The sequence below is a fragment of the Natrialba taiwanensis DSM 12281 genome (assembly GCF_000337595.1).
Lineage (GTDB): Archaea > Halobacteriota > Halobacteria > Halobacteriales > Natrialbaceae > Natrialba > Natrialba taiwanensis.
In genome coordinates this window covers 189,229-204,169 of sequence record NZ_AOIL01000067.1, presented here as the reverse complement: position 1 = coordinate 204,169, position 14,941 = coordinate 189,229, and the positions used below count along the sequence as shown (strand labels likewise).

Annotated in this window: 13 protein-coding genes; 4 read left to right on the top strand and 9 right to left on the bottom strand. The window is 64.7% G+C overall.

Going from position 1 to position 14,941, the window contains the following annotated elements:
* Positions 1 to 87: 87 nt before the first annotated feature.
* Positions 88 to 1,182 (bottom strand): DUF1616 domain-containing protein, encoded by a 1,095-nt coding sequence (locus C484_RS19380; protein WP_006827577.1) that lies wholly within the window; start codon positions 1,180 to 1,182, stop codon positions 88 to 90.
* A gap of 275 nt (positions 1,183 to 1,457) precedes the next feature.
* Here C484_RS19380 and C484_RS19375 point away from each other — a divergent pair, with 275 nt between their 5' ends.
* The 4 genes from C484_RS19375 (at position 1,458) to C484_RS19355 (ending at position 7,319) form a co-directional block, all read left to right on the top strand.
* Complete coding sequence (locus tag C484_RS19375; protein ID WP_006827576.1) at positions 1,458 to 2,468, top strand: lipid II:glycine glycyltransferase FemX; 1,011 nt, start codon at positions 1,458 to 1,460, stop codon at positions 2,466 to 2,468.
* A 216-nt stretch (positions 2,469 to 2,684) separates the two neighbouring features.
* On the top strand, positions 2,685 to 4,298 hold the full coding sequence (locus C484_RS19370; RefSeq protein ID WP_006827575.1) for an alkaline phosphatase family protein: 1,614 nt from the start codon (positions 2,685 to 2,687) through the stop codon (positions 4,296 to 4,298).
* A 597-nt stretch (positions 4,299 to 4,895) separates the two neighbouring features.
* Positions 4,896 to 6,092 (top strand): tyrosine-type recombinase/integrase, encoded by a 1,197-nt coding sequence (locus C484_RS19360; protein ID WP_006827573.1) that lies wholly within the window; start codon positions 4,896 to 4,898, stop codon positions 6,090 to 6,092.
* Between the two features lie 228 nt (positions 6,093 to 6,320).
* On the top strand, positions 6,321 to 7,319 hold the full coding sequence (locus C484_RS19355) for a M14 family zinc carboxypeptidase (RefSeq protein ID WP_006827572.1): 999 nt from the start codon (positions 6,321 to 6,323) through the stop codon (positions 7,317 to 7,319).
* Positions 7,320 to 7,439: 120 nt separating this feature from the next.
* On the opposite strand, the gene C484_RS19350 is transcribed toward C484_RS19355, so the two are convergent.
* From C484_RS19350 to C484_RS19315, 8 genes are read right to left on the bottom strand one after another with little or no spacing between them, the layout of a single operon-like run.
* The gene (locus C484_RS19350; RefSeq protein ID WP_006827571.1) at positions 7,440 to 9,263 is read right to left on the bottom strand and encodes a Na(+)/H(+) antiporter subunit D; all 1,824 of its coding nucleotides are present in this window, start codon (positions 9,261 to 9,263) and stop codon (positions 7,440 to 7,442) included.
* Positions 9,260 to 11,233: a proton-conducting transporter transmembrane domain-containing protein gene (locus tag C484_RS19345; RefSeq protein WP_006827570.1), complete on the bottom strand. Its 1,974-nt coding sequence runs from the start codon at positions 11,231 to 11,233 to the stop codon at positions 9,260 to 9,262. The genes C484_RS19350 and C484_RS19345 overlap by 4 nt, the downstream gene beginning before the upstream one ends.
* Complete coding sequence (locus C484_RS19340) at positions 11,234 to 12,856, bottom strand: proton-conducting transporter transmembrane domain-containing protein (protein ID WP_006827569.1); 1,623 nt, start codon at positions 12,854 to 12,856, stop codon at positions 11,234 to 11,236.
* Positions 12,849 to 13,226, bottom strand: a complete 378-nt coding sequence (locus tag C484_RS19335) for a cation:proton antiporter subunit C (protein WP_006827568.1) — start codon at positions 13,224 to 13,226, stop codon at positions 12,849 to 12,851. Before C484_RS19335 ends, C484_RS19340 begins: the two co-directional genes overlap by 8 nt.
* Positions 13,219 to 13,722, bottom strand: a complete 504-nt coding sequence (locus tag C484_RS19330) for an MnhB domain-containing protein (protein ID WP_006663834.1) — start codon at positions 13,720 to 13,722, stop codon at positions 13,219 to 13,221. Before C484_RS19330 ends, C484_RS19335 begins: the two co-directional genes overlap by 8 nt.
* Entirely contained in the window at positions 13,722 to 14,273 is a 552-nt protein-coding gene (locus C484_RS19325) for a DUF4040 domain-containing protein (protein ID WP_006827567.1), read from the bottom strand. Before C484_RS19325 ends, C484_RS19330 begins: the two co-directional genes overlap by 1 nt.
* Complete coding sequence (gene mnhG / locus C484_RS19320; RefSeq protein ID WP_006827566.1) at positions 14,270 to 14,668, bottom strand: monovalent cation/H(+) antiporter subunit G; 399 nt, start codon at positions 14,666 to 14,668, stop codon at positions 14,270 to 14,272. The genes C484_RS19325 and mnhG overlap by 4 nt, the downstream gene beginning before the upstream one ends.
* Positions 14,665 to 14,880, bottom strand: a complete 216-nt coding sequence (locus C484_RS19315) for a cation:proton antiporter (RefSeq protein WP_369335240.1) — start codon at positions 14,878 to 14,880, stop codon at positions 14,665 to 14,667. The genes mnhG and C484_RS19315 overlap by 4 nt, the downstream gene beginning before the upstream one ends.
* Positions 14,881 to 14,941 lie beyond the last annotated feature (61 nt).

The following is a 14,941-nucleotide window of genomic DNA, read 5'->3' as shown; positions in this document are numbered from 1 at the left end:
AGCACGACGCTGCGACAGTACGCAGCGGTTGATAGCAGTGTCGTGTGCCGAAGAACGAACCCATCGTCAACGGCGAGTTCAGTCCCGTTACCCGTCCGTATCCTCGTCCCCACTGGCCTCCTCGATCGTCGTCCAGAGATACGTCGACTGGTCGGCGTTCGCCATCGTCGGCGACTCCGGCACCTCGCCCTCGTAGAGCAACGCCGCGATTCGAACCGTCCCGCTCTCGGCGTCCGGCGTCACGGTGCCGTTCGTGAGTTCGCGGTCCCCGTCTCCGAGTTCGTACGAGTATCGCTCGTGTTCCGTGCGGTTGAACACATCTCCGCTCCCGTCCTCGACCCACTGCTCTTGCACGACCACCGTATACTCGCGCTCGGCGTTCTCCTGATTCTCGACGCTGATCGTCATGGGCATAGACTCGCCGGGCTCCGTCGTCGTCTGGTAGTCAGCCGTGACGAGTTCACCGGAGTCGTCCTCCGTGAGCAGTTTCATATCCGTATACTGCTCGCCGTCTTGCGGCGCGACGAGCGCGTACCCCACGCTCGAGAGTGCAACGAGCATGCTCACGACCAACACGACGTTGACCGCCGTGTGGACGGGTGAACTCGTGCCGAATACCGCCGTATAGAGCGCGTCGATGGTACGAGCGAGACTGAACTGGTACCGGTCGGATTGTGCCACTCGAGCGCGGCGCACAGCGGCGAGAGCGGTCCCGACGAGGACGAACCCGCACACGGTTCCAACGACGCTTGTCACCGTGTACACGAGCGGTGTGGCGGCGATCAAGAGACCGAGCAGCGGCAGGAGCGCAAAACTCAGCCCGAAAGAGAGTGCCGCGCGTTCGGTCCCGGTTACCGTCAGCGTCTGCCCGATCAGCGGCACGCGTTCGGTCCGCGCCGGCGGCTCGTCACGCGGGAACAGCACGGAGACGGTTACGTACCCGGGTGCGAGAAACAACAGTGGAAACCCGATCGCGACGCGAGCGACCGGCATCGTGATCTCGACGATGAGCAGGAGGACGGCCGCGAGTACAGTGAATCCGGCGACGCCGATCAAGTCGGTCGGGAGGCGGGACGCGATAGCTCTGGGTCCCTGGCCGACGGTGGCGGACGGCTCGGTCGTATTCGTCAAACGCTCTTTCATGTATGAGTCAGTTATCCGGGCGTCGACCGGTTCGACCATTGTTACGAGTCGCGTAACCGGTCGATCCGAACCGGGAACCTGGACGGGACTCCCCCACGCTCGCACGATACCGCGGAACGCGGCTCGTGACCGGTTTCGCTACTCGTTCGCCCCGCCCGGCGGGCCGTCGCCGGTAGAAACAGGTCGCTTACAAAGTGCTCGCGGTGCGAGGCTGTCGGTATGACTGGCCGAGCGACGCTGCATGCATTCCACGAGAGCGCTCCGAACGGGTCGATCGACGGCGGAGTCCGTCGGCTACACGGAGGGGCGACGCGATGAGCATCGACGTTCGCGTTGCGACCGACGAGGACCGCGACCGCTGGAACGAGTTCGTCGAGCGCTCCCCGCAGGGAACGCTGTGTCACGAACTCGAGGCCCTGGAGGTCCAGGCGGACCATTCTGGTGCGACGCTCCATCCGCTGATCGGGTTCAAGGGGCAGGAACCGGTCGGCCTCTTTCCGGTGTTCGAACTGCGGAAACAGTTCGTGACGACGGTGTTCTCGCCGCCGCCACACATCCGCGTGCCGTACCTCGGCCCGGCGTTTCTGAACATGGGCAAGCTGAAACAGCGAAAGCGCGAGCGCCGTCGTCAGCGGTTCACAGACGGCTGTCTCGACTGGATTCGAACCGAACTCTCGCCGCGGTACGCCCACGTCAGGACGAGCACGGGCGTTGCGGACTCGCGGCCGTTCAAGTGGAACGAGTTCGATGCGACGCCGGAGTACACCTACGCGGTCGACCTCACGCGCGAGCGCGACGAACTCTTGAAGTCGTTCAGCAGCGACGCGCGGAGCAATATCACGAACGTCGACGCGGACGCCTACGAGGTTTCGGTCGGCGGTCCCGAGGAGATTCGTCTGATCCACGAGCAGGTGAAACACCGGTACGAATCCCAGGGGATCGACTTCGACGTGCCGGTCGAGTTCGTCCTCGACCTCGCCGAGCGGGCCGCGAACGGGCACGTGCGGCCGTACGTGCTGCGCGTCGACGGCACGTTCGTCGGCGGCATTTTGGCACTCGAGTACGGCGACACGACGGGCCGGTGGATGGGCGGCGTCCGAACGGATGCGGACGTGGACGTGCCGACGAACGACCTGCTCGACTGGGCGATCATGGAGGACGCCCGCGACCGCGAACTCGAGACGTACGATCTCGTCGGCGCGGATACGCGCCGGATCAACCGGTACAAGGCGAAGTTCAATCCGGGCCTGGAGACGTACTACAGTCTGGAGTACGGGTCGTGGGGAATGCGGACGGTGGCGTCGCTGTACGATTCGGTCAAGTAGTCGGCATTGGGTCGGACGGGAGAGTTGAGAGTGCTAAGAGACCAGGAACGGGAGAGGAGACGAGGGTAGGCTGCGGCTACCCGTCGTTTCACGGCGGCTGACCGACACCCGGTCCTCGGTGGCTTTCGGTGATCGTGATCCCGATGGAGACCCACAACTGGCGGCTCGCGGTAACTCCGCCCATAACGAAAGGGAACCGTCGCGGAGACGCCGGCAATGGACGACGATTCCTCGCTGCAGACCCTGCTCGTCGGGATCGATGCAGCCTGCGACCGCGTGTTGGAGCCGCTGTTTGCGAACGACGACGTGCCGACGCTCGAATCGCTCTACGAGGACGGGACGAGCGGCCCCCTCGAATCCCAGATTCCGCCGTGGACGGCGAGCGCCTGGCCGTCCATGTACACCGGGAAGAATCCCGGCAAGCACGGCGTCTTCGGCTTTCTCTCCTTCGACGGCTACGACTGGGACGTGGTCAACGCAAGCGACGTGCGCGAGCCGGCGCTGTGGGAGCTGCTCTCCGAGCACGACATCACGAGCGTCGTCGTCAACGTCCCGGTCACGCACCCGCCCCGCGAGTTCAGCGGCGCGCTGATCCCGGGCTACACCGCGCCGGAGGACCCGGCCTGCCACCCCGACGGGTTGCTCGCGGATGTCAGGGACGAACTCGGCGAGTACCGCGTCTATCCCGACGAAGACGCCGACGACCTTGCCGGTGCCTCCAGCGACTGCGTCCGCATGCGCGGCGAGGCGTTCCAGTATTTGGCCGACCGGTTCGACCCCGAGTTCGGCTTCCTCGAGTTCCAGGTGACCGACTCCATCTTCCACAAGGAGCCCGAGAACGACGCGGCGATTCGGGAGATCTATCGCGAACTCGACCGGCAGCTCGCCGACATACTCGAAACGCACGACCCCGACACCGTCATCGTCGCCAGCGATCACGGCATGGGTCCCTACGCAGGCCACGAGTTCAGGGCGAACGAACACCTCCGCCGGGAGGGCTACGTCGAGACGAAAGACGGTGGCGAGGGAATGCCCACCTGGGCGACGGTGCGGGACGACTCCCTCAAGGCCGGCGAGGAGACGACGCAGCGCGATCCGGGTCTGCCGGAGCGGACGATGGCCGCCGCCGCCGGCGTCGGCCTCACGAGCCAGCGACTCGGTGCTCTTCTCGATCGACTCGGTCTCGCCGACCTCGTCGCCGCCGTTGTCCCCTCGGGGCTCGTCAGTGCGGGCGCGACCCAGGTCGACTTTCCGAACTCGCAGGCGTACGTTCGGTCGCGGATCGAACTCGGGGTCCGGCTCAATCTCGAGGGCCGCGAGCCGAACGGCCAGGTACCGCAAGCGGAGTACGAGACGGTTCGTACGCAGGTTATCGACGCCCTCCGCTCGGTGCGGACGCCGGACGGCGAGCCGGTTTTCGAGGCGGTCCGCCCGCGGGAGGAGTATTTCCACGGGCCGGAGAGCGAGCGCGCCGTCGACATCGTGACGATCCCAGCGGACTTCGAGCACTTCCTGTCGGCGACGCTGCGGGAGAAGCAGTTCGGGCCGCCGAGCGAGCCGTGGAACCACAAACTCGAGGGCACGGTCGCCGTCGCGGGTGCAGGGGTCGACCGCACCGCCGGCGTCGGAAGCGCACACCTCTTTGATATCGCGCCGACTGTCCTGGCGACGCTCGGCGTCCCTGCGGACGAGCGCATGGACGGGTCGGTGCTCCCGTGTGTCGACCCGAGCGGGAAGACAACTTACGACAGACGCAACGACGGTGAAGTCGTCGAAACCGCGGACGAAGGGGTCGAACAGCGACTCGCGGATCTGGGCTATCTCGAGTAAGCAGCGCTGCCAGTCGATAGTAACACAGGTTCTATTCAGATGCCTGTAACACAGCAGTACGGACAGCACAGCCGTCTATCGGAGACACTCTGTATCAGGAGTAAGCGCGGTAGCCTTGAAGACTCCGCAGAAATACTACGATAGTGAGAAGCAAGAGCGCGAGTGTTAGTGTCGTAAGTCCGTCTCTGAGATAGCGCGCTAGTGAGAGGAAAAAGGCAAGGAAACCCATGACAGGGAGCAAATAAGAGTAGAGCTTCGCACGACCGCTAAGTCGCAATGCACCACCGATGCCAAATATACTAAACAGAGCCATGTAGAGGAATCCACCCGTTTCGAAGAACGTGAGGGAGATGGCTGACCCGAGGATACCAACTGCTATGGCTCCCCAACTACCAATATTCACTCTCCACCGTCGAGTCTCCATATTTAGCCCAACTAATCAGGATCTGAAAAATGGTGGTGGTTCTTCTGAACACGGGTCACCGAAACACGGATTTACCGCGCCGACGCAGTAGGACACACAGATGACGGGACGCGACGATTCCGGTCTCGGCCGCCGTTCTCGTCGCATCGACGGGACGAGGAGAGTGAACCGGTGTGTCTGATCGAGAACCGGCCGACGACGACAGCAGCGCCGATGTCACCGTCGTGGACGCCGTCGACGCCTACCTCCAGCGAAAGGCCGTCGGCGATCCCGACGGGCCGGGTGCGGGCGCGTACGCGTCGAACGCCGAATCCATTCTCCGTCGATTCGCCGACTGGCTCGAGCGCGAGTTCGATCTGACCTCGCTGTTCGCCCTCGAAAGCGATCACGCTCGCGCCTACGCCGAAGAGCTACACAGACAGACCGAGCGCGGTACCTACACCGCCTCGTCCGCCCGGACCTACTTCGCCGTCGTCCGGGCCTTCCTCTCGTGGTGCGTCCGCGGCGGCATCCTCGAAACGAATCCGGCCGCAACTGAACTCGCGGAATCGGCCCTGCCGAGTGCAACCGACCGCGACGACGCCGACAGTTGGAGTGCTCAACAGCGCCGCCAACTGGAAACCCACGTCCGCAAACGCGCCCTCTCGGAGACGACCCGACAGGACCCGGTCGAACGGCGAACGCGGTTGCGCGAGTACGCCATGGTCGCGCTCCTCGCCCACTCCGCCGTCCGCGGCTCGGAACTGTTTCGCGTGCCCGAAGACGACAGACGGACCGGCGCGACCTGGGACGACGTCGACTTCTACACCGGGACGATTCGCGTCCTCGGAAAGTCCCAGCGCCTGGAGGACGTGTCCCTCTTTGCCCCCGCCCGCACGCCGCTGCGGCGGTACCGAGTCGTCCTCGATCCGCCCTCGAACGACTGGCCCCTCTTTCCGACGCGACACGCCCCCTCGGTCGCCCGCCGGGTCAGGACGGTACTCGATGACCGCGGCCACGACGAGCGCGAGATCGAATCCCTGCTCGCGGATGCGACGGCGACCGAACTCGCCCGCGAGCGAGACATCGCCCCGCCGGCGATCACGACCGAAGGTGCCCGATCGGTCCTCAAACGCCTCTGTGCGGATATCGGGCTCGCGGTCGACGGCGACTACCTGACCCCGCGGGGCGTCCGCGGCGAACTCGAGCGAACGAACGGCCGAACGGCCGACGGCGAGCGAACGCGGCGCGAGGCGACGCGCGAACAGCCGGCGTTGCGGATCTCGACCGGCGAGCGAGCGATCGCCGTTCCGGTCGACGAACCGCTCCGAATCGATGTGACGGACGTGACCGACACGGACGGGAAACCGAACGGGACCGAGGAGAACTGACAGCCGTCGAGAACCGGGACGAGTTCATCCCGCTTGTGCGTTCGCGCTCGAAGAACTGCCGGTACCGAGCGGTGGCTGAACGCCTCGTCGATCGTCACGCCTTCTTCGAATCCGACTACCCGCCAGTCGCTGTCGCTATCACCGACCGTCGGCTGTATTTATCGACGTACTTGACAGGACAGTAATACAAGAATTAAATATAACTATCAGTTACAGTCATAGGCAATTATGAAGCGGCGTAACGCACTTTCGTTGATCGGTGGCATCGCTGGAGCCGGAGCCGGAACGAGCGTACTCGGGCCCGGTATCGGGATTGCAAGCGCACGGGACTATCCGCGAGAGAACTCGCGGTGGCACACGCACGCGGACGTGATGGACCAACTGGCGACGTACGAACACACCAGCCAGGGAGCCGTCTCCCTGGAGACGATCGGCGACAGCATCGAGGGGCGTGAACTCGTCGTCGCGACCGTCGGCGACGGCGACACGGACGTCTTCGTTACGAGCGAGCAGCACGGAGACGAGCCGACGGGGACCGTCGTGCTCCTGAAGGTTCTACAACGGCTCGCCGCGGGCGGGAACGCCACCGGGCCGGTCCGCGACGAACTGACCGTTCACGCGCTCCCCATGCACAACCCCGACGGCGGCATGCGAAATCAGCGGACGAACGCCGACGGCATCGATCCGAACCGCCAGCACGACTACGAACCCGGCGCGACCGACAACCCGTCGCCGGAAACGCAGGCGATGATCGACTACGTCACCACCCTCGAACCGACGTGGGTCGCCGACCTGCACACCCAGACCGGGGATTACGTCGACGAAGACGGCGAGTCGATCAGCGCGTCGACGTTCTGGCCGATCGCCGCCGGTGCCCAGCCGGACGCCGTCGAACTCTCGAAGCGGATGAACTGGGCGATGTACGACGAGGTCGACGACGAGTTCGGTTTCGCGAACATGTCGCAGTATCCCGGCGGCACGGGTGCGAACATCGCTCGCAACGCGTATGGCATCCGCGGGTACGGTAGCGCCCTACTGGAGATGACCGGCCAGGTCGACGACCGCGGCCAACGAATGGAGGGGAAGATGGTCCGACACATGCGAGCGCAGGTAGAAACGCTCCTCGCCGAGACCGCCGACGGCTCGCTGTTCGATCGTGACCCCGACCTGGCGGACACGATCCCCGAGCGCGGGTCCAGTTCCCCCTGGCCGTGGGATAGCGAGTAACAGGCCTGTTCGCTACCCCAGCGGTCGGCATTCCTCGAACGCAGTTGCGAACCGACAGCAAAACTCCGTCCCGCATTCCGTTCCCGATCCGAAATCCCGCCGCGAGCTGAACTCGAGTTCTCAGACGAGCAACCAGATGACGATCGTGAGCGCGACCGTCAACAGCAATACCGTCGTGCCGATCCCCGCCCGGAGGTGGATCGTGGACGGACGGCCGCCATCCGCTGGTTGGCGTTCTGCAACGTCGACCATCGGCAGCCGACGGACGGCCGCATCGACGGCCAGGACCGGGTTGTTCCCGACCCAGTACCACCGCTTGACGAACGCGACGGCGAAGCGGTCGACGGCGGCGTACAGGTTCGTCGTCGCGAGCATCGACCACCGGCCCAGATAGTAGCCGACGGGATAGATAACGCTTCCCGGATCGGTGAACTCGAGCTTCGAGAGCGGCTTGCGGACGATCACGAAGGCGACGAGCGAGATGGCGGTCAGCGTTGCAGCCGTCCGACGGTGACTCGGACTGTAGGGGTGGAGGTGTTTCTCAGCACCGTTGGCCATGAACGTGTGCGTCGACTCCTCTATTACCGGCATCAGGTCAGCGAAGCCCTGCCACCAGACGCCAAAGAGGAGACAGGCGCCGCCGAGGCCGAACATCGCGATCACCTGGCCCGGCTTGGCGTCGGGAACCTCGATATCGCTCTCGCCGTGGAAGAAGACGTAGTAGCCGAGTTTGATGAACGAGAGCAACGTCCCGATCGCTCCGATGTACAACAGCCAGTACAGCGCCTCGTACTCCGGTGCACCGAAGTAGTGCGGATCGGCCGCGTCGAAGAGCATCCCCTTGCTGACGTAGCCGTTGAAGCCCGGAATCGCGGTGATCGAGAACGCACCGAGCCCGAACGCGATCGCCGTCAGGGGCATCTCTCGCCAGAGACCGCCGAGTTCATAGAGATCGTTCTCGCCGGTTCGGTAGATGACGACGCCGACGGCCATGAACAGCAGGCTCTTGAACAGGATGTTGTTGAACAGGTGGCCTATCGCGCCGGCGGTTGCGATCGACGTGCCGATACCGATCCCGGCGACGATGTAGCCGAGCTGTGCCTGGATGTGATAGGAAAGCAGCGCTCGCATGTCGTGTTGCAACAGGGCGAAGGTCGCGCCGTAGATGGACATCAAGCCGCCCATGTACGCGAGGAAGAGGTGTCCGTCGTCGGGGAACGCCCGATAGAGGATAAATGCGCTCGTCTTCGTCGTGTAGGCCGCGAGGAACGCCGACGCGACGAAGCTGGGCCGGGGATACGTATCAGGCAGCCAGTAGTGCAGCCCGATGAAGGCGACGTTGACCCCCATTCCGAGCATCGCGAGCAGTTGGGGCAATCCGTCCGCGAGTCCGGCACTCAGGTCGTAGACGAACGTCCCGGTCGCCACGTAGTGGGCCGCGACGGCGAACATCACCAACACGCCGCCGGTACCGTGCAAGAGCGCGTACCGGTAGCCGGCCCGCACCGCGTCGCCGCCGTAGTACCAGACGACGACCGTGCTCGTGATCGCCATAAGCTCCCACATGAACACCAGCACGAGCCAGTCGCCCGCGAACGCCGCCCCGATCGAGGACGCGACGTACGAGAGCGCGATCGCCGTAAACGTGCGGCTCGCGCCGCTCGAATAGGCGTAGATCACGGTGCAGACGCCGAGAAGCCCGAGCGCGATCCCGACGAACCGAGAGAACGGATCGACGAAGAAGGGGACGACCTGGAAGTGGCCGAGGAAGGTTCCCGTCAGGTACGACCCTTCGGGAACAACCAGCGAGATCGCGAGCACGGCGGCGAGGCTGAGCGCGCCGAACGTGAACCCGACGGCGCGGGGCAACAGCAAGACGAGTATCGCCGCGGCGAACACCAACAGCGGCGGGTAGGCCATCGTCAGCAATTCCGACTCGATCATTGGGTACTCACCTCCAGGGCCGCCGAAAGCGGGCCCCGTAACTGCTCGAGCGAGTTCGCGTCAAAGACCGACGTGACGATCTCGGTCGCCAGATCGAGGAAGGCGGCGTGTCCAGGGATAACCCCGAGGACGACCGCCCCTGTCGCAATAACGACGATCGGGCCGAGCATGAGCCACGTGCTCTCGGTCAGCGGCGAGTGGCGGGTCCACCCGCCGGCCGGCGGCCCACCGTGGTGCTCGTGCTGGTCGTCGTGAGCAACGGCGTGGCCGTGATCGTGACCGGTACCAGCGGTCTCCGTACCCGTCTTTACGCCCGAATCTGCGTCGCCCTCGGCGGACGAGCCGCCGGGGCCACCCGGAACGTCCGCATCGCTCGGATACTGGTCGACGGCGAACTCGTAGTCGGCTTCGGAATCAGCATCAGAATCGGCACCGGCACCGCTATCGTCGTCCGAGTTCAGTTCCGGTTCCTCGTCCCGGTTGCCGCCGTCGGTCGCGAGTTCATCGCCGACGAACTGGCGGATGCCGCCGGCGGGGAACTCGAGGAGCGGTTTGGCGTCGTGGCGGTCTTCGCTTTCGAAGAAGGCGGTGTAGACGACGGGCCAGAAGTATGCGATGTTGAGGACGCCCGAGAGGAGCAACGCGGCGGCAAAGAGCCAGTACTCGCCGCCGACGTAGCCGGCGCCGAGGAGCATGTAGAACTTGCTGACGAAGCCGGCGATCAGCGGCATGCCGGCCATGCCGGCGGCACCGATGGTGAACGCGGACATGGTCAGGGGCATGCGCTTGCCGATTCCGGCCATGTCGCTGATGTAGTCGGTGTGGGTCTCGACGTGGACCGATCCGGCGCAAAAGAACAGGGTGAGTTTGGCGAAGGCGTGGGCGGGGATGTGAAACAGCGCGCCGAGGATCGCGTAGGGGTGAAGCATCGACAGCCCGAGGACGATGTAGGAGAGTTGGGCCGTCGTCGAGTACGCGAGCCGGCGCTTGAGGTGGTCTTTCCGCAGCGCGATGATGCTTGCTGCGGTCAGCGTAAACGCCGCCAGTATCGCGAGCGGAACGTTCAGGCCGACCTCGCCGATACCGGGGACCGAAAGCGGAAGGTCCCGGATCGTCTCGGGGCCGTACACTTCGAGGATGACGCGCGCGATACCGAACGCGCCGGACTTGACGACCGCGACCGCGTGCAGCAGGCCGGAGACAGGCGTCGGCGCGACCATCGCGTCCGCGAGCCAGGAGTGAAGCGGCATCACTGCAGCCTTGACGGCGAAGCCGGTGATCAGGAGGTAGAACGTGATCTGGGCGGCGGTGGGGTCGGTTGCCGCGCCTTCGGCGAGGGCACCGATACCGCCGCTTTCGAAGGCCGTCGTCGCGGTGCCGGTCTGGCTCGTGAGCCAATAGACCATGACCGTCCCTGCAAGGAGGATGACGCCGCCACCGAAGAAGGTGTAGGCGATGTACTTCCGGCCGGCGATCCGGGCCTCTCTGTCCCCGTCGTGAGCGACGAGCGGGTAGGTGACGAGCGACAGCAGTTCGTAGAAGACGAAGATCGTCACCAGATTCCCGGCGAACGCGATGCCGACCGCCGAGGAGAGACTCGCCGCGAACGCGGCGAAGAATCGCGTCTGGTCGTGTTCGTCCAGTCCACGCATGTAGCCCGTGGCGTAGAACGACGTGAAGATCCAGAGGAAACTCGCGAGCAGTGCGAACAACATTCCCAGCAGGTCCGCTCGCAGGACGAAGTCGATCCCAGCGAGGAACTCGACGCCGAGTGACTGCTGCAGACTCCACTTGTAGACGGTTCCGTCCAAGACGCCGGGGAGCATGCTGAAGACGATCCCGAACTGTGTCAGTGCCGCGAGGACGGACCATCCCTCGCGGATGTTCGGACGGCGATACGACGCGACGATCAGGACGACCGCAACTGCCGAGGTGAGCACGGCAGCGAGCGGCAGAATTGACTCAGACATCTAGTTGAACACCTCCGTGATGAACGATGGATCAAGCAAGTCGGCGAGGAACCCGCCCGCAAATCCGAGCGAAATCGCAAGCAGGGCAGTCGCGACGACCAGAGCGAGCATGCCGTACGAGACGGTATTGCGATCGCGGTTTGCGGTGATCGCTTCGAGAGCAGCAGTATCGGTGCCGCCACGAGCTCCGGCATCGCCGTCGTTCGCGGCGTCCGCGCCGGCGGCCGTCTCGGCATCATCCTCATTTTCGCCGCCGTCCGTCGCGACCGACTCCGAGACGTGCGGTGCCTCGAGCGGCGTCGCCGGAGTGAAGTACATCTTCTCGAGCAGCCGCGCGCTATAGGCGAGCGTCAGCAGCGTGCTGAAGAGAATCACGACTGCAACGGGCCACAGTTGGGCCTCGACGGCTCCGAGGGCGATGTACCACTTGCCGACGAAGCCGGCCGACGGCGGAATGCCGATCAACGAGACCAGCAGCAGCGCCATCGTCCCGGCGACGATGGGGTGCTCGTCCGCAAGCCCGGCGTACTCGTCGACGGTCCGTGCGTCGTAGTTAATGGCGATCAAACCCGCCGCGGCGAACAGTCCGGCCTTGATCACCGCGTGACCGACGAGGTGAATCGTCGCGCCGATGAACGCCGACTCCGTGACCAGCCCGTACGCGGCGACGATCAATCCGAACTGCGAGACCGAAGAGAACGCGAACATCCGCTTCACGTCGGTCTGGATCACCGCGAGTGCACTCCCCGCGACGACGCTCACGCAACCCACCGTCACGACGAGTTCAGTCAGATAGGGCGTGGACGTGAGGAACTCCGGCCCGAAGACGGAGTAGAGGAGACGGCCGAACGCGTACGCGTAGGCCGTCGAGACCAGCGCCGCGATGACGGGCGTCACGCCGTCGGGGGCGTGCTGGTAGGCGTCGGGCTGCCAGGTGTGCAGCGGCCACTGGGCGACTTTCATCGAGAAGCCGACGAAGACGAAGGCGAAGCCGGCCCGAACGAGGGTCGGATCGCGCTCGACGGCGGCCGGGAGTACCTCCGCAAGCACTCCCATATTTAACGTGCCGGTCGCCATGAAGATGAGTCCCACACCGATCAGGTACATCGATGCGCCGACGGTGCCCAGAATAAGGTATTTCAGGGCGGCGACCGCTGACTCCGGCCCGTCGCCGCTCGCGATCATCGCGTAGGTGGCGAGGCCGACGATCTCGAGGAAGACGAACAGGTTGAACACGTCGCCGGTGACCGAGATCCCGAGGAGGCCGCCGGTCAACAGGAGGTAGCCGCTGTAGAACGTGTTCCCGCGCGGCCCGCCGACGCGGGTGTACGCGAGGACGCCGGCGGCCGTGACCGCGACCAGCACCGCGATCAGCGCGGAGAACTCGTCGAGGACGAGTTCGATGCCGTAGGCCGGCGACCAACCGCCCAGTTTGTGGGTGACCACGCCGTCGGTGTAGACGACGTTTGCGAGGGTGGTCGTCGCGGCGACGAGGGCGGTCGTGGTGAGTGCGGCGACGGACCAGCCGGTTCGGTCGAAGCGGAGGCCGAGGGCGATCGGGACCGTCGACAGCAACATGGGGACGGCGACGAGCAACGGGAGGAGGAGGTCGACGCTACTCATCGGCGCGCACCTCCCGAAGGGTGTCCTCGCGAAGCGTGCCGTACTCCGCGTAGATCCGGATGATCAACGCGAGTCCGACTGCCGTCAGCGCGATGCCGACGACGATGGCGGTCAGGACGATCACCTGTGGCAGCGGGCTTGCAATTTCGCCGACGCCGTGTGATTTGCCCTCGATGATCGGGGCGCGGCCGTCGACGTAGGCCATCGCGATGAAGAACAGGAAAATCGCGGACTGAAAGAGGTTGACGCCGATCAGCTTCTTGACGAGGTTCTCGTTGGCGATCACCATGTATAGCCCGGTCCCGAGGAGGACGAACAGCAGGGCGTAGGCGTAGCGGGAGGCGAGGATGTCGAGGGCAGCGTCAATCATCGTCGCTCACCTCGGCACCGTCCTCCTGGACGGCGTTGTAGCGCTCGGGCGTAAAGCCCGCCGCCATCGCGAAGAAGAGGGTCACGACGACCCCGGAGACGATCAACGCAACGCCGCCGACTTCGATGGCTTCCATCCCCCAGTGATGAGAGAGTCCAAAGGCGTCGGTGAACGCGTCGAACTCGAGGAACGCGCCGCCGAGGGCTATCGTTGCGAGACCGGTCGCAGCGAAGATGACGACGCCACCGGTAACGAGCCCGGTGATGAAGGAGTTTTTGAGCCATCTGCGGGTCGGTTCGATCCCGAAGGCGAACGCGAGCATCAAGACGGTGACACCGATGATCGCGCCACCCTGGAAACTCCCGCCGGGAGTGTCTGTCCCGTGGAGAGCCAGGAACAGCCCGTAGGTAAGCGTAAACGGGGCGAGAATCCTGACCGATGTCAGGATGACGTGGCTCTCCGAGTAGGTATCGGACTGGGTTTCTGATCGTGACATTACGTGAACACCTCCCGTTTCAATACGATGAGAACCGCAATTGCGGCGGCAAAGATGACGATCGCCTCGCCGAACGTGTCGAATCCGCGGTAGGATGCGAGAACGGCTGAGACGGCGTTGTGAGCGTGCGTGTCGGCGACCGTGTTCTCGAGGTAGTAGACGGAGGGGGAGATGTCGAGACCCGGCCAGCCCCAGATAGGTGCCGTCTGATCGCCGACTGCGTACATCTCCGGCAGGACGAGCGTTCCGAGAACCGTGACGAACGCACCGACGACGACGACGGCGGGAACGTTGACCCGTTCGAAGATCCGGTCCGTCGACGGTCGCGTGGTCCGCGAGATCGTCAACAGGAGCAGGATCGTCGTCACGCCGGCGCTGATCGCGGCTTCGGTCATGGCAACGTCCGGGGCGAGCAGGAACGTATAGAGAATCGCCATCCCGAGGCTGTAGGCACCGAAGACGACGATTGCCGAGAGCACGTCCCTGAACAGCGCCGTCGCAATGGCGGTCAGGAGGATAAAGATGGCAAGCGTGTACGCGAGGACACTCATGCGTGGTCACCCCCCTCCTCGCCGGCGTTGACGGCGGTGTCGCCTGGAGCAGACGCCCCGTCGTCGGGCGTCTCGGACTCGAGTTCATCTTCGGCCGTCAGCGGCGTGATGCCGGATTCGGCGGCCGAGCGCGCGATCGCGTGTGCAGCCGTCGGATTGGTGAGGAACACGAAGAACAGCAACAGGACGGTGTAAATCGTCGTGCTCTCCCAGCCGAGCGCGAGTGCAACGGCAGCCAGCGAGAGTCCTGCACCGAGCGTGTCCGTCTGTGAGGCGGTGTGTGCTCGCGAGTAGACGTCCGGCAGGCGGAGCACGCCCACGGTGGAGACGAACGTAAAGAACAGACCGAAGGCGAGACAGAGCAAGACCGCCCAGAACTGGAGCTGGTCGATCACAGGACCCCACCTCGTTCGACGGTGAACTTCGAGATGGCGATCGCCATCAGGAAGTTCAACAGCGCATAGACCAGGGCCACGTCGAGAAACCACGGTTCGTCGAGGCCGACCGAGAGCAACGCGAGAATCACCACCGTGTTCGTCCCGAGGACGTTCACCGCGAGGAGCCGATCCTGCGTCGTCGGCCCGGCGACGGCGCGGTAGAACAGCATGATCGCCAGGACGACGAACAGCGCGGCTGCCGGAACGAACAGTTCAGTGAGCGCCAGGTTC